Origin of the sequence: Arthrobacter sp. KN11-1C (assembly GCF_052180225.1) — a bacterium.
Taxonomy (GTDB): domain Bacteria; phylum Actinomycetota; class Actinomycetes; order Actinomycetales; family Micrococcaceae; genus Arthrobacter.
In genome coordinates this window covers 3,119,036-3,144,949 of record NZ_CP197467.1, presented here as the reverse complement: position 1 = coordinate 3,144,949, position 25,914 = coordinate 3,119,036, and the positions used below count along the sequence as shown (strand labels likewise).

The following is a 25,914-nucleotide window of genomic DNA, read 5'->3' as shown; positions in this document are numbered from 1 at the left end:
ACTTACACTAAGTGCAACTTTGCACTCAGGGCAAGTTAAATCTCCGGTGGAGCCTCGTGTTCCTGGGGCGCGGCCGACGTCGCGGGCTGCCCTGATTGCTTGGCCGTGGCGCTCGTCAGGTAGATCGACTGGCCCGTGGCGCCCGGCTCGCCTTCGGCCAGGGGGATCGCGAACACTGCGGTGCCGTAGGCGCATACTTCGGTCCAGTTGCCGCCCATCTCGGACGTGTCGAAGCGCATGGCGACGATGGCGTTGGCGCCCCGCTGCTGAGCCTCGTTGACCATGCGGGCCATGACTTCCTGGCGGCTTTCATAGAGCGCCTTGGTCATTTCGGGCAGTTCGCCGCCGCCGAGCGATCGGAAACCAGCCATTACTTGGGCGCCGAGATCCCTCGAGCGGACGGTGAGGCCCATGACTTCGCCGAAGACGGCGTCGATCCTGTGGCCCGGAATCTTGTTTGAGGTGACAATCAGCATGGACAGAGCCTATCCAGAATTCAGCTCTGTTAACACGACAAATCCCCGGGGCATTTCCCGGGGATTTGTCCTTGCAATAGTGGGCCGCCGTCAGGCCTTGGCGGCAGCGAGTTCCCGAGGCTCCCCGCTTGCCTCCGCAGACGCTGTCTCGGCCGCGAATGCCGTTCCCTTGCGGGGTGCGTTGTAGAGCGATTCGTCGAGGATTCCTTGCCGCTTGGCGACGATGGCCGGAACCAGCGCCTGTCCTGCCACGTTGACCGCCGTGCGGCCCATGTCCAGGATGGGGTCGATCGCCAGGAGGAGTCCGACGCCGGCGAGCGGCAGTCCCAGCGTGGACAGGGTCAGCGTGAGCATGACGACGGCGCCCGTGGTGCCTGCCGTTGCAGCGGAACCAAGGACCGAAACCACCACGATCAGCAAGTACTGGCTGAAGTCCAGGTTGATGCCGAAGAACTGGGCGACGAAAATCGCAGCGACGGCCGGGTAGATGGCGGCGCAACCGTCCATTTTGGTCGTGGCGCCAAGCGGCACGGCGAAGGACGCGTAGCCCTGCGGAACGCCGAGGTTGCGTTCGGCGACGCGCTGCGTGAGCGGCAGCGTGCCGATCGAAGAACGTGAGACGAAGGCCAACTGCACGGCGGGCCACACGCCCGAGAAGAACTGCTTGACGGACAGTCCGTGGCTCTTGACCAGGATGGGGTACACGACGAGCAGCACCAGGGCCAGGCCTGCGTAGATGGCCACCGTGAACTTGCCGAGCGAACCAATGGTGTCCCAGCCATAGACCGCGACGGCGTTGCCGATCAGGCCGATGGTGCCCAGCGGGGCGATGCGGATGATCCACCAAAGGACCTTCTGGATGACGGCCAGGGCGGAAGCGTTGAGGTTCAGGAACGGTTCGGCCTGCTTGCCGACCTTGAGGGCTGCGACGCCAACGGCGATAGCGATTACCAGGATCTGCAGCACGTTGAAGCTGATCGAGGTGCTGGCGACGCCGTCCGTGACGCTCGTGCTCGCGCCGATGCCCAGGAAGTTCTTGGGGAAGAGGCCTGTGAGGAAAGCCCACCAGTCGCCTGTCTTGCCGGCATACTCGGCCTTCTTGGTGATGCCGGTTCCCGAACCCGGCTGCAGGAGCACGCCAAGTCCGATGCCGATCGTCACGGCGATGAGCGAGGTGATGGCGAACCAAAGCAAGGTGTTCCACGCCAGTTTCGCCGCATTGGATACTTGGCTCAGGTTCGCGATGGAGCTCACCACCGCGGTGAAGATCAAGGGCACGACGGCGGTCTGCAGGAGCGAGACGTAGCTCGAGCCGATGGTCTGCAACGTGGTGCCGAGCCCGTTGGGAGCCTTCGTGGTGCTACCGGTGGCTTTGGCCACGAGGCCGAGGGCGAGGCCGATCACCAGGGCCGCGATGATCTGGACGCCGAAGGACGTTGCCCACTTGGGAAGCCGGGACGAGGTCTTTCCGGCGGACGTCAAAGTGTTGGATGAATTGCTCACCGGAACAAACTAGGCCCCTACAAATACCACCGCGAGCCGACGTTGAGAAATGTTACATTCCCACATTCAACCCTTTATCAAAAAAGCCTGCGAATTCGCCGCGAAACCACCCGTTTATGAAGTTATTCCCGGAAGGAATGTGGGGAATGTCTCGCGCATATTAGAGAACTGCAGCGGCTCGTGCCTCGCCCAAAGCCGCGCCGATCGCCGACGCCCGGAGGGCGGGCATCCGGCAGCGTGCGTCAAAGCGACGAAGGAGCAGCACGCAGAGGATGTCCGTTCTCCGGGCGGAACCCGGGCGGGGAGTTGGGTCACCCCAGCAAAGCCCGCTTGAGCGTATCCAGGCCGACCGAACCGATGTTCAGGGCATCAGTGTGGAAGGACTTCAGGTCGAATCCGTCGCGGCGTTCGAGTTCGGCGCGGATTTCTTCCCATAGCCGTTGCCCCACCTTGTACGACGGCGCCTGCCCCGGCCATCCGAGGTACCGGGTGAATTCGAACTGGAGCTGGCCCGCACTGATGGGAAGGTTTGCCTTGAGGAATTCGAAGCCCTTGTCCGACGTCCAGGTGCCGCTGCCCCAACGTTCGGGAACCTCCAGCTCGAGGTGGACGCCGATATCGAACACCACGCGGGCTGCGCGCATGCGCTGCATGTCCAGCATGCCCATGTGGTCGCCCGGGTCCTTGAGGTAGCCGAGCTCCAGCATGAGCTTTTCGGCGTAGAGGGCCCAGCCTTCGCCGTGCCCGGAAACCCAGCAGACGTTGCGTCGCCAGTTGTTGAGGAGCTCGCGGCGGTAGACGGCGGTGGCCACCTGGAGGTGGTGGCCGGGGACGCCCTCGTGGAAAACCGTGGTGGTTTCGGCCCAGGTGGTGAAGGTGTCCTCGCCGGCGGGGACGGACCACCACATCCGGCCAGGCCGGGAGAAGTCGTCGGAGGGGCCCGTGTAGTAGATGCCGCCTTCGTCCGTGGGAGCGATACGGCATTCGAGCGTCTTCATGATGTCCGGGATGTCGAAGTGCACGTCGGCCAGTTCGGACACCGCACGGTCGGAGAGGTCCTGCATCCACGCTTTGAGGGCATCGGTGCCCTTGATTTGCCGCTCGGGATCGTTGTCGAGGATGGCTTTGGCTTCCTCGATGGACGCGCCGGGCTTGATTTGTTCGGCCACCCGTTCCTGTTCGGCAATGAGCCTGTCGAGTTCCTGCACGCCCCACGCGTACGTTTCTTCCAGGTCCACGGTTGCACCGAGGAACGAACGCGAGGCCAGGGCGTAGCGTTCGCGGCCCACCGCGTCCTTTTCGGGAGCAAAGGGCAGCAGCTCCGCCTCGAGGAAGGCGGCAAGGCGCAAGTAGGCGGAACGCGCGACGGCGGCACCGGCGTCGAGCGTTTCCTGCAGTTTCGCCGGCAGCGGCTGGCCGTCGATCGAGGCTTCGGCAGCAAGCTTGGCGAAGAAGCCGTCCTCGGCCGCGTACTTTGTGGTCTGCTCGATGACGATCTTCACCTGGCGGACCGCGGAGACTTTCCCTGCGTCCCTGGCCGAACGAAGGGACACGATGTACCCGTCGATCGCTTCCGCAACGTTGGCCGCGCGGCCGGCGATGTGCTCCCAGTGCTCGGCCGTCTCGGTGGGCATGAGGTCGAAGATCGAGCGGATGGTTTGGGCCGGAGACTCGATATTGTTCAGGTCCGCGGCGTCCCAGCCGGATTCGTGGATCTCGAGTGCCAGGCCGAGCCGTTCCTGCATCGCGTCCAGCGTGACGACGTCGGAGGCGTCCGTGGGTTCGAGGGCCGCGAGCTCGTCGAGGGTCTGGCGTGCTGCCTCGGCGAATGCCGCAGCCCCGGCAGGCGAGAAGTCCTGGTACTCGGTTTCGTGTCCGGGCAGGCCGAGAGTGGTGGCGAGGCTCGGGTTGAGGGCAAGGAGGGTGTCCGTGTAGGCGTCGGCGACCGCGTCGATGGCAGTCTGGAGGCGTGCCGGAGCTGTGTTAGGAGTAGTCACCCCACGAGCCTAACCGCGCCCGGTTATTTGTGAAAGGGTTGTTGCAGAAGATCCGAAGGCCAACCCAACTAACTCGCATTAGATGCCGTTATGAGCCGTCAAAACGACATTAACTGCGAGTCAGTTCGGTTACCACGGAACCTAGCCCCTGCTGCGCTTCCAGGCACCCGGTCCGGGCGTCGGATCCATGCGCAGTTGCTGGCGTCGCAGCCAGTGCCGGGTGCTCGGTTTTGGAGCTTCGGCTTCCTCGTGCGATCCGAGGGAGGAGACGACGGCGGCAAGCGCCGCGAGCTCTTCCGGCGTCGGGCTTCCCTTGACCACCGAAAGCAACGGTTCGGCCGGTCCCGCGTCAGCGGAATCGGTCCCGGAGCCTGGAAGGTTATGTTCGGCACTCACAGCGGGATGTTTCCATGCTTCTTGGTGGGCAGGCTGGCGCGCTTGTCGCGCAAGGCGCGGAGGCCCTTGATGATCTGCAGGCGGGTCTCGGACGGCGCGATGACGGCGTCGACGTAGCCAAGCTCGGCCGCCTGGTAGGGGTTGAGGAGCTCTTCCTCGTACTGGCGGATGATCTCGGCGCGCTTGGCTTCGACGTCGCCACCGGCCTCGGCGACAGCGGCAAGATCGCGGCGGTACAGGATGTTGACGGCACCCTGGGCACCCATGACGCCGATCTGGGCCGTGGGCCACGCCAGGTTGAGGTCGGCCCCAAGTTTCTTGGAACCCATCACGATGTACGCTCCGCCGTAGGCCTTGCGGGTGATGACGGTCAGCTTGGGCACAGTGGCCTCGGCGTAGGCGTAAAGCAGTTTGGCTCCGCGGCGGATGATGCCCTGGAATTCCTGGTCCTTGCCGGGCAGGAAGCCGGGGACGTCCACCAAGGTGATGATGGGGACGTTGAAGGCGTCACAGTGACGGACGAAGCGGGCGGCCTTTTCCGAAGCGGAAATGTCCAGCGTGCCGGCGAACTGCATGGGCTGGTTGGCCACGATACCGACCGTGTGGCCTTCGACCCGGCCGTAGCCGATGATCACGTTGGGGGCGTAGAGCGACTGCATTTCGAGGAAATGGGCGTCGTCGACGATCTGCTCGATGACTTTGCGCATGTCGTAGGGCTGGTTGGCTGAGTCCGGGATGAGCGTGTCCAGGGCGAGGTCGTCGTCGTCGAGCTCCAGTTCCTGCTCGTGCTCTAGGACGGGAGCCTCGGACAGGTTGTTGGACGGCAGGAAGTCCAGGAGTTCGCGGACGAACTCGATCGCGTCGGCTTCGTCGCTGGCGAGGTAGGTGGAGGTGCCGGTGGTGGCGTTGTGCTGGCGCGCGCCGCCGAGGGTTTCCATGTCCACGTCTTCGCCGGTGACGGTCTTGATGACGTCCGGGCCGGTGATGAACATGTGGGAGGTCTTGTCCACCATCACGACGTAGTCGGTGAGGGCAGGGGAGTAGGCCGCGCCGCCGGCGCACGGGCCCATGATGAGGGAAATCTGGGGGACGACACCGGAGGAGTGGACGTTGTTGCGGAAGATATCGGCGAACATCGCCAGCGAGGCGACGCCTTCCTGGATGCGCGCGCCGCCGCCGTCGTTGATGCCCACCATCGGGCAGCCGTTGCGCAGGGCGAATTCCTGGACCTTGACGATCTTCTCGCCGTTGACCTGGCTCAGCGAGCCGCCGTAGACGCTGAATTCCTGGCTGTAGATGGCGACGAGGCGGCCGTCCACCGTGCCGTAGCCCGAGACGACGCCGTCCCCGAGGGGCTTCTTCTTCTCCATCCCGAAGGCGGTGGAGCGGTGGACCGCCAAGGCGTCGAACTCGACGAAGGAGTCTTCGTCGAGGAGCATGTCGATGCGTTCGCGGGCGGTGTTCTTGCCCCGGGCGTGCTGCTTCTCGATGGCTTCGGGGCCGGAAGGTTGTTCTGCACGGGCCTGGCGGTCGCGGAAGTCGGCAATCTTTCCCGCTGTCGTTGTCAGATCGTGGCTCATCAAGTGTCTCCGGCTCTGTAGCTGATTTACGCTGGCACTGCTTTGTTAGGCATGCGCTCTTAAGTAGCATCCGTACAAAGTGCGGGCCCTGTTGGCTAGTCTAATGACGCAAAAGCCACAGACCGCTGTAGAAACCCTACAATTTTCCGACTTCAAGTCGAGCAACAAGCAATGTTACTCGCCAGTAACATAGTTGGGCTACAGTGTCTTCATGACCTCAAGCAACGATGCTTCTGCAAGCCCTGCCCTTCCCTACCGGGCGCGTGGATCACTCAAGGGCCGCACCATCCTGATGTCCGGTGGCAGCCGCGGGATCGGCCTGGCAATCGCCACCCGCGCGGCCCGCGACGGCGCCAACATCGTCATCATGGCCAAGACCGGAGATCCGCATCCCAAGCTAGAGGGAACCGTCTTCACTGCCGCTGAACAACTGGAAGCAGCCGGCGGCCAGGCGTTGCCGCTCGTGGGGGATGTCCGCAACGACGGCGACGTTGCCGCGGCGGTTGCCGCCGCCGTCGAACGCTTTGGCGGAATCGACGTCGTGGTCAATAACGCCTCGGCGATAGACCTCTCCCGCACTGACGCGATCGACATGAAACGCTACGACCTCATGCAGGACATCAACGTCCGCGGCACCTTCCTGCTGTCCAAGCTCGCGCTCCCGGCCCTGCGGAAATCGGCCAACGCCCATATCCTGACGCTCTCGCCGCCGCTGAACCTCGACCCGAAATGGGCCGGCATGCATTTGGCGTACACCATGGCCAAGTACGGCATGAGCCTCACCACGCTGGGCCTGGCCGAAGAACTCAAGAACGACGGCGTGTCCGTCAACTCGTTGTGGCCCTGCACGTTGATCGACACCGCTGCCATCCGGAACATGCCCGGCGGAGCACAGATCGTGCAAGCAGCCAGGGGCTCGGAAATCATGGCCGACGCTGCCCACGCTGTCCTGACCGGTGCGCACCTTCCCGCAGGCTCAGGCGGTTCGGCACGGGCTTCGGGCAATTTCTACACGGACGAAGAAGTGCTCAGGGCTGCGGGTGTTTCGGACTTCAGGCCCTACAGTCTGGGGGCCGCGGAGGAGAAGTTGGTGCCGGATATCTTCCTCTAAGCGGACAACTTCTTCCGGGACCGGGCTGGCTGGATAGGATTCTGTCTATGGACGTCGAACAGCCTGCCAGCAGCGAACCACGCGCCCCGCGCCCGGGCCTGGACCGTGATGCCCTGCTCCACCCCGACTTCCTCGCGGCCGCCGGCATTTCGCAATTGAAGGTCGTGGAGACCACCGGCTCCACGAACGCTGATCTGTTGCGCGCCGTCACCACGGAGCCCAAGGAATGGGCTGATCTCGCAGTGCTCACCGCCGAGCACCAGACGGCGGCCCGGGGCCGGCTCGACCGTCACTGGGAGTCTCCCGAACGTTCGGCGATTTCCGTTTCGATCGTCCTGCGTCCCGTCAATGCCCAAGGCCTGCCCGTGCCCACGCAGAGCTACTCCTGGCTGTCCCTCCTGGGCGCGCTGGCCTTGCACGAGACCCTCCTGGAAACCGCAGGCCTGCCTGCCGAGATCAAGTGGCCCAACGATGTCCTCGTCCGAGGCAAGAAGATTGCCGGCATCCTGGCCCAGATGGGGCCGATGGGGGACGGGTCTGTTCCAGCCGTGATCCTGGGGACCGGCCTCAACGTGACGCTCGGCGAGGATGAATTGCCTGTCCCGACCGCCACCTCCCTCCTGCTTGAGGGTGCAAGCACCACGGACCGTACCGTCCTCTTGCGGAACTACCTGTCCCGCTTCGCGACGCTCTACCGGAGCTTCTGCAATGCCGACGGCGACCCTACAGCGGGATTGGCCGGCGGCGCCTCCCTGCATAAGCGGGTGGAAGCCGTCATGGTCACCTTGGGACGCGAAGTGAAGGCACATTTGCCCGGCGACCACGAGTTGGTGGGGCATGCGTCCAGATTGGATGAGTATGGTTCCCTTTTAGTGGTGGACCACGGTGGTCGCGAGCACGTCGTGACCGCTGGCGACGTTGTCCACCTGAGGGCTACCGAAAGCGGTTATGCGTAAAGAGCTCCTGCGTGGGGAGCAAGTCATCGTGATCACGCGGCAGCAGCCCAGGATGCTCTTTGGTCCCGTCCTGGCCTTCATCCTGGTCCCTGCCGCGGCGGCGTTCGCCTGTGCCTGGATAGTCAAGGGCGGGCCGGGCAAGCTGCTGCCGGTCATCACGAGCGACTGGACCCAATGGTTGGTCATCGCGTGCCTGGTGATCGTGGCAATCGTGCTGCTTGGCTACAGCCTCCCGCGATTCATCCGCTGGCGCGGCATCCGGTACATCCTCACAAGCGGCCGGATAGTTGCCCGTTTTGGAATGCTTCGCCGCGGCGACTGGCAAGTGCCCCTGGCCGCGGTGCGTGGCGTGGGCATCAAACAATCGCTGCTCCAACGGATATTGCGCTCCGGGAATATATCCTTGGATACCGGGCACCCCGGCGAGGCCGTTCTCGCGGATGTTCCGGAGGTCGGCAAGTTCCGGAGTTTCATCATGGATGCCATGGCCGAGCTTCCGACGAGTGTCGGGTTCGGCTCCGGCGCTGATGGCGATTTTGACAACTACCCGGATGCCGCGTTGCCCTGGGATATGAGAGAAGGTGGAAGAGATGAGCGTTGACGAGCAGGAGCCTGAGTACATGGACCACGAGCCCGACGCCGTGCCCGAACCTTCCGTGGACCAAGCAGCAACGGGGGTCCTCCCCGTCGTTTCCCCTCCCACCGGCGCCCTGTCTGCGGAACGGGTGGCCATCAAAGCCCTTGAAACCAGGCTTTTGGGCGGCGAACGCAAACTCCGGCGACGCGAAGTGGCGGCCGGCGCGGGCGTCTCGCTTTTGTCTGCCCGCAAACTCTGGCGGGCGCTGGGTTTCCCCAACTTTGGCGACCAGGACGTGGCGTTCACCGAGCGCGACCTCGGGGCGCTGTCCACCATCCTTGACCTTGTCCGCGCCGGAAAGCTCACCGAGGAAGCTGCCATTTCCGTGACCCGCGCCATCGGCCAGATGACCGACCGCATGGTCGTGTGGCAAGTCGAGGCGCTCATTGAAGACATGGTGGTGCAGCAAGGCATTCCCGATGCCGTTGCACGCAAACAGTTGGTCAACGAACTGCCCAACCTTGTGGATGCCATGGAAGAGATCCTGTTGTACTCCTGGCGCCGCCAGATGAATGCCGGTGTGCAGCGCCTGGCCGTGCGTGCCGAGGCCGGTCTCCAGGCCAGCGAGGCCGGCCGCGAAGGGGACGAAGACGACGCACCGTTGCCCTTGGCACGCGCTGTGGGTTTTGCCGACCTTGTGTCCTACACGAGCTTGTCGCGCCGCATGAACGAGAAGACCCTGGCGCAGTTGGTCCAGCGCTTCGAGAACAAGTGCGCGGAAATCATCTCCATCGGCGGCGGCCGCCTCGTCAAGACGGTCGGCGACGAAGTCCTCTATATTGCCGAGACGCCGGCCGCGGGAGCTGAGATCTCCTTGGCGCTCGCCCAGGCCTTCACCGAAGACGAGATCCTCCCGGAAGCCCGGGTGGCCATGGTGTGGGGACGCATCCTTTCCCGTCTCGGCGACATCTACGGCCCTACCGTCAACCTGGCGGCCCGGCTGACGGCACTGGCTGAACCCGGCACGGTCCTGGTGGACGAGATGACGGCGGCAGCGCTGGGCCAGGACGAGCGCTTCGTCCTGGTTCCGCAGACAGCCGAAAACGTTCGTGGTTTTGGGGAGATTCTTCCTGTCCGGCTTGCCCGCGGCCTTGGCAAGGGACTGGTCCTCGACTGATGAATTCACAGTCCGCAGCGCCCACCCCCGGGCCGGGATTCACCGTGAGCTGTGGCTACGGGACGGACCGTGGACTCAGCCGGGAACTCAACGAAGATTCGCTCATCGCAGTGGACCCGGTCTTCGCGGTGGCCGACGGCATGGGCGGACATGAGGCAGGCGAGATTGCCAGCGCGTTGTGCGTACGGACCCTTGGCAACATGCCGCAATTGGCGGCGGGCGTGCGATCGGCGACGGCCGTCGTCGTGCAGAAGTGCATCCTTGCCGCCGACTCCGAGATCCGGAATGCCACGGGTGGCCGGGCCGGAACCACGCTGTCCGGAGTGGTCGTCGCGGAGCATATGGGCGTCGCGTATTGGCTGGTCATGAACATCGGCGACTCTCGGACGTATCGCTTGAGCGGGGGCGAATTCAGGCAGATCAGCGTGGACCATTCGGAAGTCCAGGAACTTGTGGAGGCCGGAAGGATCACGCGGGAAGAAGCCACAGTGCATCCGCGCCGCCATGTGGTGACCCGTGCCCTCGGGACCGGCGGCGAAAACGAAGCGGACTTCTGGTTGTTGCCCATCCAGGACGGCGACCGGATACTGGTCTGCTCGGACGGACTCACCGGCGAGTTGAGCGACGAGCACATGTTCCGGATCCTGAGCACTTCGGAAAAGCCCCAGGACGCGGTGGATGCCCTCATCAAGGAGGCGTTGCTGAGGGGCGGGCGGGACAACGTCACCGCGATTGTGGTGGATGCCAAGACTGCGTAGAACGACGCCGATGGAGCCCGCGCCGGCTCCCGTCGACGGCGATATTGGGGAACGGGATTTGCGACACGCCCGGACTATGTAGGAAGATTCCGGTCAATACCACCCCAACTCCGGGCGGCCTGTGCCGTCCTGCAGAGGTAAACATGACCCAACGCTCCTCCGCGCGCTCTGGCGGCGCGACCCGTGCCGCTGTGCGACGCCCGTTCTCCGTTGCCCTCGCGGGCATTGCCATGGCTGTAGCGATGTGCGCTTTCCCGTTGCTTTCGGCCCACGCCGAGGCCCTCGTGGCTCCCGGGCAGGAACAAGTTTCGCCCACCTCGCCCGCCCCGGCTCCGGACCCGGCACCCCAGCCGACCCAACCGAAAGTCGTGGATCCCGCGCCCTCCAAGCCACCCGTCGTCGCGCCGGCACCCGTCGTCGTACCGGTTCAACCCGCCCCGGTGGCGCCCGCGCCCGCCGCACCCGAACCCGCCCCCGTGGTGACCGTCGAACCGGAACCCAGCATGGCGCCGTCGGAAGCTCCTCTGGACTCCAGCCCGCCGACCCCGACGGACACGACGACGAGCAGCCCCTCGCCGTCGGCGTCGTCCAATTGGAATACCCCGATCCAAGACGGGCTGAAGGCCACCCAGGCCGCCGCGGTGAGCGATGCCAAAGGGCCGGGTTCGGACATGTTCGCGGTGATCGCCATTATGGGCGCCGTGCTTTTGGTGGCGGCAGGCGGCATTGCCTTCGCGTTGTGGAGCCGACACCGCTTTACGCACTGATTCCTGCTTGTCTTCACTGCTCCCGTCCGGGGGCCCTATTTTGTCGCGGCTTTGCGGCAAGATAGGTACGTGAGCACAGCAGAGAGCGAAACCGCAGTTCCAACGGAAGCCGTACGGGAAGAGTACGAAAACCTCGCAGACCTCGTCCGCAAGTACCGCTATGCGTACTACCAGGAAGATGCGCCGACGGTTTCGGACGCCGAGTTCGACTCCCTGTACCGCCGCCTTGAGGAGCTCGAGGCCCTGCACCCCGAGCTCGTGTCCAACGATTCGCCCACACAGGAAGTAGGCGGCGAGGTTTCGGCCGCTTTCGCCGCCGTCGAGCACCTCCAGAGGATGTACAGCCTGGAGGATGTCTTCTCGCTGGACGAGCTGGAAGCGTGGGTCCGCAAAGCCGAGGCTTCGGTCGAGAAGCTGGGAACGGCGGCTACCCGTATTGCGTGGCTGACGGAGCTGAAGATCGACGGCTTGGCGGTGAACCTGCTGTACCGCGACGGCAAGCTGGTCCGTGCCGCCACCCGCGGCGACGGCACCACGGGCGAGGACATCACCCACAACGTGCTCACCATCAAGGAGATCCCGCGCCAGCTCAGTGGCAGCGGATTTCCGTCCGAGGTGGAAATCCGGGGCGAAGTCTTCATTCCGTCCAAGGCTTTCGCTGAATTCAACGAAGCGCTAATCGAGGCCGGCAAAGCGCCGTTGGCCAACCCCCGCAACGCCGCGGCCGGTTCCCTGCGCCAGAAGGACCCGGCGGAAACGGCCAAACGTCCGTTGCGGATGTTCGTCCACGGCATCGGGGCCCGCGAAGGCCTTGACTCCATGAGCCAGTCGGAGACGTACAAGCTGCTGGAGGAATGGGGCCTGCCGGTCAGCCCCTACCTGAAAGTCCTGGACTCCTTCGACGAGGTGCTGGACTTCATCAAGCACTTCGGCGAACACCGGCACGATCTCCTGCACGAGATCGACGGCATCGTGGTCAAAATCGACGACTTCGCCACGCAGCGTGCCCTCGGTTACACCTCGCGCGTTCCACGTTGGGCCGTTGCGTACAAATACCCGCCGGAGGAAGTCCACACCAAGCTGCTCGACATCCAGGTCAACGTCGGCCGCACCGGCCGCGTCACTCCGTACGGAGTGATGGAACCGGTCAAGGTGGCTGGATCCACCGTGGAAATGGCCACCCTGCACAACCAGGACGTGGTCAAGGCCAAGGGCGTCATGATCGGCGACATCGTGATTCTCCGGAAAGCCGGAGACGTCATTCCTGAGATCGTCGGGCCGGTCTTGGCCCTGCGCGATCAACAGGATCCTCCCGTGCGCGAGTTCGTGATGCCGACGGAATGCCCCTCCTGCCACACGCCCCTGGCTCCGGCGAAGGAGGGCGACGTCGATATCCGTTGCCCCAATGCGAAGTCGTGCCCGTCCCAGCTGCGCGAGCGTGTGTTCCACGTGGCGAGCAGGGGCGCCTTCGACATCGAGGCCCTGGGATGGGAAGCCGCCATCGCCCTCACCCAGCCTGCGGAACCGGAAACTCCGCCGCTGCGCAGCGAGGCGGCCTTGTTCAGCCTCACGCCGGAGGATCTCGCCGAGGTCCGCATCCACCGCGAGAAGCGCTCCAAGGGCGTAGGCACAGGAACGTTCGAACTGGTGCCCTACTTCTATTCCAAGGCCACCGCCAAGACCCCTTCCAAACCCACAGCCACCACGGACAAACTGTTCAAGGAGCTTGAGAAGGCCAAGACGCAACCCCTGTGGCGAGTCCTTGTTGCCTTGTCCATCCGGCACGTCGGCCCCACGGCGTCCCGGGCCCTGGCCACGGCGCTTGGGAGCATGGAAGCCATCCGCGCCGCGTCCGAGGAAGAACTAGCCAACGTCGACGGAGTAGGACCGACCATTGCCGCGGCGCTCAAGGAATGGTTTGCCGTTGACTGGCACCAGGAAATCGTGGACAGCTGGGCCACCGCCGGGGTACGCATGGTGGACGAGCGCGACGCCGCCATCCAGCGGAACCTGGAAGGCCTCACCATCGTGGTGACGGGCTCCCTGCCCACGCTGAGCCGGGACGAAGCCAAGGAAGCCATCATCATCAGGGGCGGCAAGGCGGCCGGCTCGGTGTCCAAGAACACCAGTTACGTCGTGGCCGGCGAGAACGCTGGCTCCAAGCTGGACAAGGCCGAGCAGCTCGGCATCCGGGTACTGGACGAGGACGGCTTCAAGGCACTGCTCGACGGCGTCCTGGAACCTGCCGCTGGCGCCGCACCGGATGATGAGGACGCCGCCGTCGCGCTGGCCGGCGCTGCCGCTGCGGAAACGGAAGCCTCCGAATGACGGCCGATGTCTTGGACCTACTCGCGGTCGCCCGCGCGGCAGCTGCGGCCGGAGCGGAGGTACTCGCCGCCCGGCCCGCCGGACCCAACTCGGCGGGGACCCTCGGCGTCGTGAACAAAGGCGACGCCGGCGACTGGGTGACGGCCTTCGATGTCGCGGCGGAGAACGCTGTGCGGGGTGCCATCACGGCAGCCCGCCCGCATGACACCATCACGGGCGAAGAGCACGGCACCACCCGGCCCGAGCAGCCGAGCGGCTACCGATGGTCGATCGATCCGCTCGACGGCACTACCAACTTCATCCGCAACATCGTCTACTACGCCACGTCCGTGGCCGTCGCGGATCCCGACGGCGTCTGGCTGGCCGGCGTCGTCAACGCCCCCGCGCTGGGGCGCATCTACTCGGCGGCACGAGGCCACGGAGCATGGCTTGAAGAAAACGGGCAGCGCAGCCAGCTGAGTGGACCGCAGCTGGGACGCACTGGACTGATTGTGGCCTCCGGATTCAGCTACGATCCCGCCACGAGGGCCGAACAGTTCGCCGGGCTCGGCAACCTGATGGAAGGCTTCGCCGATCTTCGCCGGCTCGGCTCCGCAGCCTTGGATCTCTGCCTCGTGGCCGATGGAACCCACGACGCCTTCGGAGAACGCGGACTCAACGAACACGACTACGCGGCGGGCGCGTTGATCGCCGAGGAAGCCGGATGCTGGGTCCGCCGCCCACGGTTGACCAGTCCGCTTGACGGCGGCCCCACTGTCGCGGACCGACTGGAAGCGTGGACCTGCGCGGGAACCCTCGAGCTATCGGGCAAGTTCCCGCTCTAAGGCCGGGGAGTCCGCGCCAGCCTGGCGAAACCTTGTTCGACGGATTCAAACGCTCGCTCACCTATGTGGGGTATTCCTCCGATGCTCGCTCACCTATGTGGGGTATTCCGCGGTCGCTCGCTCACTTGTGTGGGGTGTTCCGCGCTCGCTCGCTCACTTATGTGGGGTTTTCGGCGGTCGCTCGCTCACTCACATGTGAGCGGGCGTTGGGTGGAACGGCCTTGTTTGTGAGCGGGCGTTGGGGGATCAAGGTGGATATCTGAGCGAGCGTCCGAGGTGGGACGACGCAAAGTCGCCCGTCGCCGTCGTACTCTAAGACGCTCGCTCACTTGTGTGGGGTTTTCCGCCGACGCTCGCTCACTCACATGTGAGCGGGCGTTGGGTGGAACGGCCTTGTTTGTGAGCGGGCGTTGGGTGGAACGGCCTTGTTTGTGAGCGGGCGTTGGGTGGAACGGCCTTGTTTGTGAGCGGGCGTTGGCTGGGACGGCCTTGTATGTGAACTGGCGTTGGGGGAACGGCCTTGTATGTGAGCGGACGTTGGGGGGAACGGCCTTGTTTGTGAGCGGGCGTTGGGTGGAACGGCCTTGTTTGTGAGCGAGCGTTGGGGGATCAAGGTGGATATCTGAGCGAGCGTCCGAGACGGGACGACGTAAAGTCGCCCGCCGCCGTCGTACTCTAAGACGCTCGCTCGCCTATGTGGGGTGTTCCGCCGACGCTCGCTCACCTATTTAGGGTTTTCCGCCGTCGCTCGCTCACTTGTATGTGAGCGGGCGTTGGGCCCAGGGGTGATAGTTCGGTCACGGAAACGCCGCTTTGGCACCTCCGGCCCCGCGGACCCGACTACCATGGATCAGTGCATTCGCAGATTACCGTCCGTCCCGCCCTGCCCGAAGACTACGACGCCGTAGCCCGTATTACGATGGCGTCTTACGTGACCGCTGGCTACTACGGCAGCCCGGACCACCCTTACCTGGAGAAGCTGCGCGACGTGGCCGGGCGCGCCCGGTACGCCGACGTTTTCGTCGCCGAGCGCGATGGCCGGATCATCGGCTCTGTGACGTCGGCCAAGGCCGGAGGCGATTTTTCGGACATCGGCCTTCCGGACGAACTCGAAATGCGCACCCTGGTAGTGGATCCGGAAGTTCAGCGCTCGGGTGCCGGACGCGCCCTCGTGCAGGCGATCGTCGACCAAGCCCGCTCCCTCGACGGCATCAACGCCGTTTCCCTCACCACGGGCGCCACATGGGAAAGCGCTAACGCCCTCTACGCCAAAACCGGATTCGAGAGGGAGCCGGAGCGTGATTGGTTCGTTCCCGGGACCGACATAAAGCTGTTCGTTTATCGGCAGGATGTCCGCCAGCCATAAAGTTTCCTCGTAAACCCCGGTCATCGGGCCGGGTGCGGAAACTGAGAAAGGCGCGGCATGCGCAAGACATTCGGCACGGGCTCGGTCTGGGAACAGACCCTTGGATATTCCCGCGCGGTCCAGGTGGACAACACGCTCTTCATTTCGGCCACGGCGGCGTCAGGGCCTGATGGCATCGTCGGCGACGACTTCTACTCGCAGACCAAGTACATCCTCGAAAAACTGGGTGCGGTCCTGGCCGACGCCGGGTTCGAGTACGAGGACGTCGTGCAGTCCAAGCTCTACCTGACCGACATCAGCAAATGGGAAGACGCAGGCCGCGCGCACGGCGAGGTGTTCGGCGAGATCCGTCCCACGCTTTCCCTGGTCCACGTCTTGCCGTTCCTCGACCCCGAAATGCTGGTCGAAATCGAACTGGTAGCCCAGAAGAGCGCCTAGCTATCCCAACTGACTCGCAGTAGGTGTCGTTTTGACGCCTCATAACGGCATCTACTGCGAGCTACTTGGGTGGGGGCTACTTGGGGGAGAGCCGGGCGGGGACGCCGTAGCGGTGTTCCGGGCGGCCGGTGCTGCCGTAGCGCAGTTGGATCTCGACGGCGCCATCGTCGGCCAGCGAGGACAGGTACCGTTGCGCCGTGGCGCGCGAGACGCCCACGCGTTCCGCCACTTCGGTCGCCGAGTATTGTTCCCCCGGTGCCAAGGACTCCAGCACGGATGCTTCGGTCGCGGAACGAGGCTTTCCCGACGGCGCGACGTCACCGGCGATGAGCGCGCGCTTGGCCCGTTCGATCGTGTCCTGGTCCACGGCGTGCTGCCGGCCGAGAAGACGCCGGTATCTGGCATAGGAACGCAATTGCTGCGACAGCGACTCAGCCGTGAACGGTTTCAACAGATACGCCAGGGCCCCGCGACGCAATGCTGTCCTGATGGACACGGCGTCGGACGCTGCGGTCAACATCATGGCATCCACGTCGAGTTGCCCCAGAAGATCCAGGCCCGAACCGTCCGGCAGGTAGACGTCCAGCAACACGAGGTCCGGCCGCAGGCTATGCACGGACTGCAACGCCTGCACCGTGGATCCCACCGGGGCCAGGGCCAGGAAACCGGCCACGGAGTCCACATAGGCGGCGTGGAGCTTGGCGACATGGAAATCGTCATCCACAATCAACACCCTGAAGTCGTCGCTCACTGCTGTCCTTCCTTGGCTTCGGCTGCGGGTCGTTCGGCTCCGGCGGAGTGCTCTGCAGATTGGGCGTCGCCCGGCGCGCCGGTGACCTTCGGCATCGTGGCCATGAAGACGGCGCCAGGGCCTCCGGGCGAACCCGGGTCCAGGACGCGCACGTCACCACCGCGACGGCGGGCGAGTTGCCGGACCAGCGCGAGGCCGAGTCCCTGCCCACCCGCCCTGGCCATACCGCCATCGGCGGGCTCCGCCGTCGTGAACCCCTCTACGAAAACCCTTTCGGGCCCGACGCCACCGAGGCCGTCGCCGGAGTCCGCGACGACGATGTGCAGCGCGCCGCCGTCGGGTCCCGGTTCGTCGAGCAGCTCAAGCTCCACCCAGCGTTCCGTCGAAGAGCCGGCGACGGCGGCGTTGACGGCATTGTCGATCAGGTTGCCGAGCACTGTGGTGACGTCCTGCGGCTCGGTGACATGCTCCCGCACCAGGGTCTCCGGGCCGATCCGCAATGCCACCCCGCGCTCGTCCGCTTCCACGCTTTTCGCGCCCACGAACGCCTGCAGATAAGGATCCTGGAGGAGCTCGGCCTGCTGCACGGGAAACTTCAGCGGCCCGGTGGCCGAGATCCTGGCGAGATAGTCCTTGGCCTGGCCGTGTTGGCCGATGCTCATGAAGCCGGCGATCGTGTGGAGCTGGTTCGCGAATTCGTGGCGCTGGGCCCGGAGCGCGGCGGACATGGTGCCCACGGCGTCGAGCTGGCGTGTCAGCTGCTGCAGCTCGGTGCGGTCCCTGAGCATGACCACCCAGCCGAGGTCCTCCTTGCGGTGCAGCGCCTTGCGGGCGTTGGCAACCAAGACCCGGCCGCCCGCAACGATTTCCACCGCTTCGGCGTCGTGGGCAGAGGGTTGGGTGAGTGCCTTGAGCTGCGCCGGAACGGAGGCCCGCTCCCAGTCGGTGCCCGCCAGGTCGGCGTCGGACCAGTCGGTGCCGCCAGCGGCGGCGGTGCCCGCCGCTGTGGGGGAGCCGGGAGTTTCCGGGCCTTCCGGCATGCCCAGCAGCCGCCTCGCCGCAGCATTGAAGACCGTGATGCGGCCATCTGCGGAAATGCCGATCACGCCGTCGTCCACGCCTTGAAGCACGGCCACCTGGTCGTGTACCAGGGTGCTGATTTCTTCGGGCTCCAGGCCCAGGGTCAGTCGTTGCAAGCGGCGGCGGAGGAGGAAGGACGCCAGGACGCCGACCAGGAGGGATCCCGCCGCGGTCAGGGCGATGGGAACGATGTCCTCGGCAAGGCTTTGGCCGAGCGACTCCATGGAGTAGCCGACGCTTACTTCGCCCACCACGGTGGTGGTGGAACCCGGTGCGAATACCGGGACCTTGGCCCCCGCGGACGCTCCCAGGGTGCCGGTGTTCCGGGTGGTGACTTCCTTCCCGGACAAGGCGTCCGAGGGATCGGTGCTGACCCGTTCGCCGAGCCGGACCAAGTCCGGGTGCGCCAACCGCAGGCCGGTTTCGTCGGTGACCACCACGAACAAGGCCCCGGTGCGGTTCCTTGCGGCTTCGGCGGCGGCTTGGATGGGCCCGGCCGAGAGAACCGTGGCGGGTGGGGTTCCCTGCTCTTTGCTGATGGCTTCGACCTGGGAACGCATCGCCGGATCCGAGGCCACGGTGCGCGCCAAGGTCAGCGCCTGGTTTTCTGCCTCCATGCCGATCCGGCCGTAGACGAGCCATGCGTGGACGCTGCCACTGAGCAGCACCACGAGGACGACGACGCCGAGCTGGAGGAGCAGGGTCTGCGTCGAGAACCGCAGGGCAAGCCTGGGCATGCTGCCTCCTTCCGGCGGGGAATGGCCGGCTGGAGCGGGGCAGCAGCGGCGCTGTACTTCTACGTCTACCCCTCCATTGAAGCATTGAGCACAATGAGCAAAATGCTCTCAATCAGCAGTATGTCGATCAAATCCCACAAACGCCTTGCTGTGAGCGTGGCCACTATACGTTCTGTATCGCGCATCACATCGACGTGATGCCGTTCACTGTAGTAAGGAGCTGGCTGTGCTGGTATTGCTTGGATTCGCAATGATTGCGGTGTTCATGGTCCTGATCATGACAAAGAAGTTGACGCCCGTTCTGGCGCTGATCATCGTTCCCACCATCTTCGGCCTGTTTGCCGGTGCCGGTCTTGGCATCGGAAGCATGGTGATGGACTCGATGAAGTCCATGACGTCCACGGCCGCCCTGCTGATGTTCGCGATCGTCTATTTCGGACTCATGATCGACGTCGGGCTGTTCGACCCGTTGGTGAGGTTCATTCTCCGAAAGCTGGGCAACGACCCCGCCAAAGTGGTCCTCGGCACCGCCATCCTCGCGGCCGCAGTATCGCTCGACGGCGACGGTTCCACCACCTTCATCCTCACCACCGCGGCGATGCTGCCCGTCTACCTCCGTTTGAAGATGAGCCCCGTGGTCCTGACCTGTGTTGCCGGCCTGGCCAACGGAACCATGAACATCCTGCCGTGGGGTGGTCCCACGGCCCGCGCCGCCACCGCCCTGAAGGTCGACGTCAACGACGTGTTTGTTCCCATGGTGCCTTCCCTCATCGCCGGCCTCGTCGTCGTCTTCGTGTTCTCTTGGCTCCTGGGCCTGCAGGAACGCAACCGCCTCCGCGCCACGGCCCCCGAGATCTGGGGCGACCTCGCCGACGCCGGTGACATGTTCGACGGCGGCACGCGCCGCGGCGGCACGGGCACCAGTGGCTCGGGACGCACCGCCGCTACGCCGGGCACCGGCGGCAGCTCCGGCGTCGTGGTCCTCGAACGAACCGAAACCTTGGTCGACCTCGCCGATGCCGGTTTGACCGACACCGCACTCGATCCCCACCGCAAGACCCTGCGTCCGAAGCTGTTCTGGTTCAACCTCGGACTCACCGTCGCTGTGATGGTCATGCTCGTGGCCAACCTCGTGCCGCTGCCGTACGTCTTCATGGTGGGTTCTGCGATCGCCCTGCTGGTGAACTTCCCCAAGGTCAAGGAACAGGGCGCGCAACTGGTGGCCCATGCGCCGTCCATCGTGGCTGTAGTCAGCATGGTCATGGCGGCGGCCGTCCTCACGGGTGTCCTTAACGGCACCGGCATGGTCAAGGAAATGTCCGCGTGGCTGGTCCACATCATCCCGGCCGAGATGGGTCCGTTCATGGCCGTCATCACCGGCCTGCTCAGCATCCCCATGACGTTCTTCATGAGCAACGACGCCTTCTACTTCGGCGTCCTGCCGGTCCTGAGCGAAACCGCCGCGCACTACGGCATCAGCGGCGCGGAAATGGCCCGAGCCTCCATCACCGGCCAGCCCTTCCACCTCCAGAGCCCGTTGGTCCCCGCGATCCTGCTGCTGGTGTCCCTGGCGAAGGTGGAACTGGGAGATCACCACAAGAAGGTCCTGTGGCGCACGGCGGTCATCTCCGTCGTCATGCTCGCAGTGGGCATGCTGACCGGAGCCATCGGCATCGGCTAACAGCGCAACCACGCAACGCGGGGTCACTTACGGCCCGTTCGGGACCTCCGGATGGGCCGTAAGTGACCCCGCGTTGTTCGCCGTCCAAGCCACGTAGACTAGTCCGGAAAACCATTTGAACTTTGCAGGGGAGATCCATGGCTGCGATCAACCGTGACGACGTCGCGCATCTTGCGCGTCTGGCTCACATTGAAATGAGTGCCGAAGAGCTGGACAGGATGGCCGGCGAGCTTGCCGTCATCGTGGATTCGGTGAAGTCCGTCAGCGAAGCCGCCGGGGACGACGTCCCGGCCACGTCCCACCCGATTCCGTTGAGCAACGTGTTCCGCGAGGACGTCGTGGGCCACACGTTCACCGCCGAGCAGGCGTTGTCCGGGGCTCCGGATTCCTTCGAGGGCCGCTTCAAGGTTCCGGCAATCCTGGATGAGGACTAAGCGAATGACTGAATTGAACAACTCCGAACTCATCCGCCTGTCCGCGGCACAGTTGGCCGCCAAGCTGGGCGCTCGCGAGGTCACGTCGGTCGAGGTTACCCAGGCGTACCTGGACCGGATCGCCGACGTCGACGGGCAAGTCAACGCTTTCCTGCACGTCAACGCCGAAGAGGCGCTCGCCGTCGCCGCCGAGGTGGACGCGATCCGCGCCGCCGGGGGTGCCGAGGCCGAGTCGCTGCACGAGCTCGCCGGCGTACCCATCGCCGTCAAGGACCTCATCGTCACGATCGGCCAGCCCACCACGGCCGGCTCCAAGATCCTCGAAGGCTGGCACAGCCCCTACGACGCCACGGTCATCAAGAAGCTGCGCGCAGCGAAGATGCCCATCCTCGGCAAGACCAACCTGGACGAATTCGCCATGGGTTCCTCCACGGAACACTCGGCGTACGGCCCCACCCGCAACCCGTGGGACCTGGACCGCATTCCGGGCGGCTCCGGCGGTGGCTCCGCGGCCGCCGTCGCGGCTTTCGAAGCTCCGCTGGCCCTCGGCACGGACACCGGCGGATCCATCCGCCAGCCCGGCGCCGTCACCGGCACGGTCGGCATGAAGCCCACTTATGGTGCTGTTTCCCGCTACGGTGCCATTGCCATGGCCTCGTCGCTGGACCAGATCGGCCCCGTCTCGCGGACCGTGCTGGACTCGGCCCTCCTGCAGGAAGTCATCGGCGGCCACGACCCCTTCGACTCCACCTCGCTGACGGACCCCTTCGACACCCTCGTTGCCGCAGCCAAGACGGGCAACGTCACGGGCATGAAGATCGGCATCGTCAAGGAGCTCCACGGCGAGGGCTACCAGGCCGGCGTCGAGAACCGTTTCAACGAGTCCCTTGAACTGCTCAAGGAGGCCGGCGCGGAAATCGTCGAGGTTTCCTGCCCCAACTTCAAGTACGCGCTGGGCGCCTACTACCTGATCATGCCGTCCGAGGTATCCAGCAACCTGGCCAAGTTCGACGGCGTGCGCTACGGCCTGCGTGTCCTGCCCGAGGACGGCCCCATGACGATCGAACGAGTCATGGCCGCCACACGCGCTGCCGGTTTCGGCGATGAGGTCAAGCGCCGCATCATCCTGGGCACCTACGCCCTGAGCGCCGGCTACTACGACGCCTACTACGGTTCGGCACAGAAGGTCCGCACGCTCATCCAGCGTGACTTCGACGCCGCGTTCGCGCAGGCCGACGTCCTGATTTCGCCGACGGCTCCCACCACGGCCTTCAAGCTGGGGGAGAAGCTGGACGACCCGTTGGCCATGTACCTCAACGACGTCGCCACCATCCCGGCGAACATGGCCGGTATCCCGGGCTTGTCCCTGCCGGGCGGCCTGGCCGACGAAGACGGCTTGCCCGTCGGCATCCAGCTGCTGGCGCCTGCCCGCGAGGACGCCCGCCTGTACCGCGTGGGCGCAGTCCTTGAATCCCTGCTCGAAGAGAAGTGGGGCGGCCCGCTGCTGGACCGTGCCCCCGTGCTCGGTTCCAGCTCCACCACCGCCGGAGGTTCCAACTGATGTCTACCGACGCCATCCTCAGCTTCGAAGAGGCCATGGAGAAGTACGATCCCGTCCTTGGCTTCGAGGTCCACGTGGAGCTCAACACCAAGACCAAGATGTTCTCCTCCGCCCCGAACGTCTTCGGCGACGAGCCGAACACCAACGTCAACGAGGTGGACCTTGGCATGCCGGGCGTCCTGCCCGTGGTGAACAAGACGGCGGTGGAATCCTCCATCAAGATCGGCCTTGCCCTCAACTGCAAGATCGCCGAGTATTGCCGCTTCGCCCGGAAGAACTACTTCTACCCGGACACCCCGAAGAACTTCCAGACGTCCCAGTACGACGAGCCCATCGCGTACGACGGCTACCTGGACATCGAACTCTCGGACGGCACGGTGTTCCGCGTCGAGATCGAGCGCGCACACATGGAGGAGGACGCCGGCAAGCTGACCCACATGGGTGGCGCCACGGGCCGCATCCAGGGTGCCGACTACTCGCTGGTGGACTACAACCGCTCCGGTGTTCCGCTGGTCGAAATCGTCACCAAGCCGATCGAGGGCGCCGGCAGCCGCGCACCCGAGCTTGCCAAGGCCTACGTTGCCGCAGTCCGAGAAATCGTCAAGAACCTCGGCGTTTCCGACGCCAAGATGGAACGCGGCAACGTCCGCTGCGATGCCAACGTCTCCCTGCGTCCGCACGGCCGCGAACGTTTCGGCATCCGTTCCGAGACGAAGAACGTGAACTCGCTGCGCGCCGTCGAGCACGCCGTCCGTTACGAAATCCAGCGCCACGCCGCCGTCCTGGACTCCGGCGAGCCGGTCATCCAGGAGACGCGCCACTGGCACGAGGACACGCGCACGACGACGTCGGGCCGGGCTAAGTCCGACGCCGACGACTACCGCTACTTCCCGGAGCCGGACCTCGTTCCGGTGCTCGCGTCCCGTGAATGGGTCGAGGAACTCCGCGCCACGCTGCCCGAGCCGCCCGCGGCCCGCCGCAAGCGGCTCCAGGCCGATTGGGGCTATTCGGACCTCGAGTTCCGCGACGTCGTGAACGCCGGTGTCATGGACTCCATCGAGGAGACCATCGCCGCCGGCGCCAGTGCCTCCGTGGCGCGCAAGTGGTGGATGGGCGAGATCGTCGGACGCGCCAAGACGGCCGACGTCGATCCTTCCGAACTCGGCGTCACGCCGGAAACCATCGTGGAGCTCAACAAGCTGGTCGAGGGCGGCAAGATCAACAACAAGATGGCTGCCCAGGTGCTCGACGGCGTCCTGGCGGGCGAGGGCACTCCGGCCGAGATCGTCGAGAAGCGCGGCCTCGCCGTCGTGTCCGACGACGGCCCCCTGCTGGAAGCGATCGACGCCGCACTGGCCGCCCAGCCGGACGTCGCGGAGAAGATCCGCGGCGGAAAGCTCCAGGCTATCGGTGCGATCGTCGGCGGAGTCATGAAGGCCACCCGCGGGCAGGCCGACGCCGGCCGCGTGCGCGAGCTGATCCTGGAGCGCCTCGGCGTCGAAGGCTGACCACCCAACTAGCTCGCAGTTGATGTCGTTCTGAGCCGTCAAAACGACAACAACTGCGAGCCAGTTGGGCCTGGATCCACAGCCCTCACACAGCTTCAAGGCTCATCATGGAGTCATCAGTTCTTTGCTGCCCGCCCCTTACCGGACCGGGGAGGAGCGGAGGAAGGATTCGGCCATGTCCACCATGACTCCGGGGGTTCGTAGGGCCCTCATCGCCGGCGGAATCGTCGTCGTCCTGGGCGGCGGTGGTGTGGCCGCAGTCTGGGCTGCCGGCCAGATCATCCCCGAGTACGTCGTGAGCGCGACGCCGACCAGCACGGCTTCGCCTGCCACCCCGTCGCCGGCCACCCCGTCGCCGGCCACCCCGTCGCCGGGCAAGGTCCGGCCGTTCCCCGTCCTTCCCCGCGGTTTCGCAGGACCGGGGATCCACGGTGAGTTCACGGTCAAGAACAAGGACGGCAGCTACACGACGCTCGTGACACAGCGCGGCACCGTGCAGTCCGTCAGCGATACGAGCATTTCCGTGAAGAGCGATGATGGCTTCACGCAGAGCTTCGCGATCACATCGTCGACTACCATCGTCAAGCTTCCCGCCTCCGGAACCGGCACGCAAGGCAAGAGGCCATCACCCCAAACCATCAAGGCAACCGACCTGAAGGCGGGCGACACCGTCGCGGTCTCCGGCACGAAGAGCGGCACCACTGTCACGGCCACCCGCATTATCGGAGGTACTTTGCCCGCTGCGTCCAACAATGGCGGACGGCGGCTCGGCTACGGCGGCGTCTCTTCCTGAACCCGCGCCTCCTGAACCCGCGCCCGTTCGTCTGGCTATGATGCTACTACCGCCGGACCACGCCCGAGGTCCGGCGGCTTAGCCACGAAGGAGACGAATGCGCCCCACGATCAAGTCCGTGGCGGCTGCAGCGGGGGTCTCGACGGCGACCGTGTCCTACGTGCTTTCAGGCAGAAGCGGGAAAGACGGCAGCAGGAGCGGTTCCGGGGTGGCGCCAGCCACGGTGCTGCGGGTTCAAGAGGCGGCCCTCGCCCTCGGATATCGCCCCAACCAATCGGCACGGGCGATCCGCACCGGCCGAACGAACCTGCTCATGTTGTCGCTCACGATGATCTCGGATCCGTGGGCACTGGATGTCAGCCGCGCTGTTGGTACGGCCGCGGCCCGGCACGGCATTACGCCGATGATCCTGGCCGATACCGACTGGCGGGTGGCCCTCAAACGGCAAAACGCGGACGTGACGTTCATCGACGGCGCCGACGAGCCCGGTGATGTCGAACTGCTGGCGCAGGCGGCAAGATTGCAGCGCCTGGTGGTTTTCAGCGACACCATGGAACCTGAGGGATTCGACGTCGTGCGGCCGGTGGTGGGTTCGTCGTGCGATCTGGCGGTGGAGCACCTCACCGCGCGGCATCGCCGCGTGGCTTGCCTGATCTCCTCGGCACCTTCGTTGAGCACCCTTGACATCCGCTTGGGCGCCTACACCCGCGGGCTTGCCAAAGCCGGTTTGGAGTACCGGGACGACTACGTCGAGGCGTATGACCGCGACGGACTCAGCGCGTTCGATGCGGCGTTGCGGCTCCTTCAGCGGGCGGACCGTCCTACGGCGATCTATGCGACCACCGACTTCGCTGCAATAGCCGCCATCCATGCGGCCCAACGGCTGCAACTCCGGATTCCAGAAGACGTCGAAGTGATCGGTATCGGCAACACCACCGAAGGCGAGCGTATGACGCCGTCGCTGACCACCGTTGGTCCTGAGGGCTTTTTCGATGGCCTGGCCGCCTTCCTGCTCGACCGTGCAGGGAATCCCGATGGACCCGCCCGCATCCTGGAATTCCCGTGGAAGCTCATCGTGAGGGACTCAGCGCCCTCTGCGTGAAATCCGGGGCGCC

The 25,914-nt window shown here is 65.1% G+C and carries 23 protein-coding genes; 16 read left to right on the top strand and 7 right to left on the bottom strand.

Annotated elements, in window-relative coordinates; genetic code table 11:
* Positions 1-35 precede the first annotated feature (35 nt).
* The 5 genes from ACSBOX_RS14785 to ACSBOX_RS14765 all read right to left on the bottom strand — a co-directional run bounded on the left by ACSBOX_RS14785 (position 36) and on the right by ACSBOX_RS14765 (position 5,952).
* On the bottom strand, positions 36-476 hold the full coding sequence (locus ACSBOX_RS14785) for a YbjQ family protein (protein WP_442543122.1): 441 nt from the start codon (positions 474-476) through the stop codon (positions 36-38).
* A gap of 90 nt (positions 477-566) precedes the next feature.
* A complete protein-coding gene (locus ACSBOX_RS14780; protein ID WP_442543121.1) occupies positions 567-1,979 on the bottom strand; it encodes a dicarboxylate/amino acid:cation symporter in 1,413 nt (470 codons plus the stop codon).
* Between the two features lie 311 nt (positions 1,980-2,290).
* On the bottom strand, positions 2,291-3,976 hold the full coding sequence (locus tag ACSBOX_RS14775; RefSeq protein ID WP_442543120.1) for a DUF885 domain-containing protein: 1,686 nt from the start codon (positions 3,974-3,976) through the stop codon (positions 2,291-2,293).
* Between the two features lie 141 nt (positions 3,977-4,117).
* The gene (locus ACSBOX_RS14770) at positions 4,118-4,372 is read right to left on the bottom strand and encodes an acyl-CoA carboxylase subunit epsilon (protein ID WP_442543119.1); all 255 of its coding nucleotides are present in this window, start codon (positions 4,370-4,372) and stop codon (positions 4,118-4,120) included.
* Positions 4,369-5,952: an acyl-CoA carboxylase subunit beta gene (locus tag ACSBOX_RS14765; protein ID WP_442543118.1), complete on the bottom strand. Its 1,584-nt coding sequence runs from the start codon at positions 5,950-5,952 to the stop codon at positions 4,369-4,371. Before ACSBOX_RS14765 ends, ACSBOX_RS14770 begins: the two co-directional genes overlap by 4 nt.
* A 211-nt stretch (positions 5,953-6,163) precedes the next feature.
* Here ACSBOX_RS14765 and ACSBOX_RS14760 point away from each other — a divergent pair, with 211 nt between their 5' ends.
* The 10 genes from ACSBOX_RS14760 to ACSBOX_RS14715 all read left to right on the top strand — a co-directional run bounded on the left by ACSBOX_RS14760 (position 6,164) and on the right by ACSBOX_RS14715 (position 16,254).
* Complete coding sequence (locus tag ACSBOX_RS14760) at positions 6,164-7,063, top strand: SDR family oxidoreductase (protein ID WP_442543117.1); 900 nt, start codon at positions 6,164-6,166, stop codon at positions 7,061-7,063.
* A gap of 47 nt (positions 7,064-7,110) precedes the next feature.
* Positions 7,111-8,019, top strand: coding sequence for a biotin--[acetyl-CoA-carboxylase] ligase (locus ACSBOX_RS14755; RefSeq protein ID WP_442543116.1), 909 nt, complete (start codon positions 7,111-7,113; stop codon positions 8,017-8,019).
* Complete coding sequence (locus ACSBOX_RS14750) at positions 8,012-8,620, top strand: PH domain-containing protein (RefSeq protein WP_442543115.1); 609 nt, start codon at positions 8,012-8,014, stop codon at positions 8,618-8,620. The genes ACSBOX_RS14755 and ACSBOX_RS14750 overlap by 8 nt, the downstream gene beginning before the upstream one ends.
* Positions 8,610-9,773, top strand: a complete 1,164-nt coding sequence (locus tag ACSBOX_RS14745) for an adenylate/guanylate cyclase domain-containing protein (protein ID WP_078105831.1) — start codon at positions 8,610-8,612, stop codon at positions 9,771-9,773. The genes ACSBOX_RS14750 and ACSBOX_RS14745 overlap by 11 nt, the downstream gene beginning before the upstream one ends.
* Positions 9,773-10,531 carry a PP2C family protein-serine/threonine phosphatase gene (locus ACSBOX_RS14740; RefSeq protein ID WP_442543114.1) on the top strand — a complete coding sequence of 253 codons (759 nt, stop codon included), beginning with the start codon at positions 9,773-9,775 and terminating at the stop codon, positions 10,529-10,531. The genes ACSBOX_RS14745 and ACSBOX_RS14740 overlap by 1 nt, the downstream gene beginning before the upstream one ends.
* A 143-nt stretch (positions 10,532-10,674) precedes the next feature.
* Positions 10,675-11,298 carry a hypothetical protein gene (locus ACSBOX_RS14735; protein WP_442543113.1) on the top strand — a complete coding sequence of 208 codons (624 nt, stop codon included), beginning with the start codon at positions 10,675-10,677 and terminating at the stop codon, positions 11,296-11,298.
* A 51-nt stretch (positions 11,299-11,349) separates the two neighbouring features.
* Positions 11,350-13,626: an NAD-dependent DNA ligase LigA gene (gene ligA / locus ACSBOX_RS14730; RefSeq protein WP_442543112.1), complete on the top strand. Its 2,277-nt coding sequence runs from the start codon at positions 11,350-11,352 to the stop codon at positions 13,624-13,626.
* Positions 13,623-14,450, top strand: coding sequence for an inositol monophosphatase family protein (locus tag ACSBOX_RS14725; RefSeq protein WP_442543111.1), 828 nt, complete (start codon positions 13,623-13,625; stop codon positions 14,448-14,450). The genes ligA and ACSBOX_RS14725 overlap by 4 nt, the downstream gene beginning before the upstream one ends.
* 853 nt (positions 14,451-15,303) lie before the next feature.
* Positions 15,304-15,816, top strand: coding sequence for a GNAT family N-acetyltransferase (locus tag ACSBOX_RS14720; protein ID WP_442543110.1), 513 nt, complete (start codon positions 15,304-15,306; stop codon positions 15,814-15,816).
* A gap of 57 nt (positions 15,817-15,873) precedes the next feature.
* Positions 15,874-16,254 carry a RidA family protein gene (locus ACSBOX_RS14715; RefSeq protein WP_442543109.1) on the top strand — a complete coding sequence of 127 codons (381 nt, stop codon included), beginning with the start codon at positions 15,874-15,876 and terminating at the stop codon, positions 16,252-16,254.
* A gap of 76 nt (positions 16,255-16,330) precedes the next feature.
* On the opposite strand, the gene ACSBOX_RS14710 is transcribed toward ACSBOX_RS14715, so the two are convergent.
* Positions 16,331-17,005, bottom strand: coding sequence for a response regulator (locus ACSBOX_RS14710; RefSeq protein WP_442543108.1), 675 nt, complete (start codon positions 17,003-17,005; stop codon positions 16,331-16,333).
* Positions 17,002-18,822: an ATP-binding protein gene (locus ACSBOX_RS14705; RefSeq protein WP_442543107.1), complete on the bottom strand. Its 1,821-nt coding sequence runs from the start codon at positions 18,820-18,822 to the stop codon at positions 17,002-17,004. The genes ACSBOX_RS14710 and ACSBOX_RS14705 overlap by 4 nt, the downstream gene beginning before the upstream one ends.
* 226 nt (positions 18,823-19,048) lie before the next feature.
* Here ACSBOX_RS14705 and ACSBOX_RS14700 point away from each other — a divergent pair, with 226 nt between their 5' ends.
* The 6 genes from ACSBOX_RS14700 (at position 19,049) to ACSBOX_RS14675 (ending at position 25,901) form a co-directional block, all read left to right on the top strand.
* Positions 19,049-20,503, top strand: a complete 1,455-nt coding sequence (locus ACSBOX_RS14700; protein WP_442543106.1) for a CitMHS family transporter — start codon at positions 19,049-19,051, stop codon at positions 20,501-20,503.
* 137 nt (positions 20,504-20,640) lie between these two features.
* Positions 20,641-20,937, top strand: coding sequence for an Asp-tRNA(Asn)/Glu-tRNA(Gln) amidotransferase subunit GatC (gene gatC / locus ACSBOX_RS14695; RefSeq protein WP_078105822.1), 297 nt, complete (start codon positions 20,641-20,643; stop codon positions 20,935-20,937).
* 4 nt (positions 20,938-20,941) lie between these two features.
* The gene (gene gatA, locus ACSBOX_RS14690; protein WP_442543105.1) at positions 20,942-22,498 is read left to right on the top strand and encodes an Asp-tRNA(Asn)/Glu-tRNA(Gln) amidotransferase subunit GatA; all 1,557 of its coding nucleotides are present in this window, start codon (positions 20,942-20,944) and stop codon (positions 22,496-22,498) included.
* Complete coding sequence (gene gatB, locus ACSBOX_RS14685) at positions 22,498-24,006, top strand: Asp-tRNA(Asn)/Glu-tRNA(Gln) amidotransferase subunit GatB (RefSeq protein WP_078105820.1); 1,509 nt, start codon at positions 22,498-22,500, stop codon at positions 24,004-24,006. The genes gatA and gatB overlap by 1 nt, the downstream gene beginning before the upstream one ends.
* Before the next feature lie 175 nt (positions 24,007-24,181).
* On the top strand, positions 24,182-24,799 hold the full coding sequence (locus ACSBOX_RS14680) for a DUF5666 domain-containing protein (protein WP_442543104.1): 618 nt from the start codon (positions 24,182-24,184) through the stop codon (positions 24,797-24,799).
* Positions 24,800-24,896: 97 nt separating this feature from the next.
* On the top strand, positions 24,897-25,901 hold the full coding sequence (locus ACSBOX_RS14675) for a LacI family DNA-binding transcriptional regulator (protein WP_442543103.1): 1,005 nt from the start codon (positions 24,897-24,899) through the stop codon (positions 25,899-25,901).
* Positions 25,902-25,914: the final 13 nt, after the last annotated feature.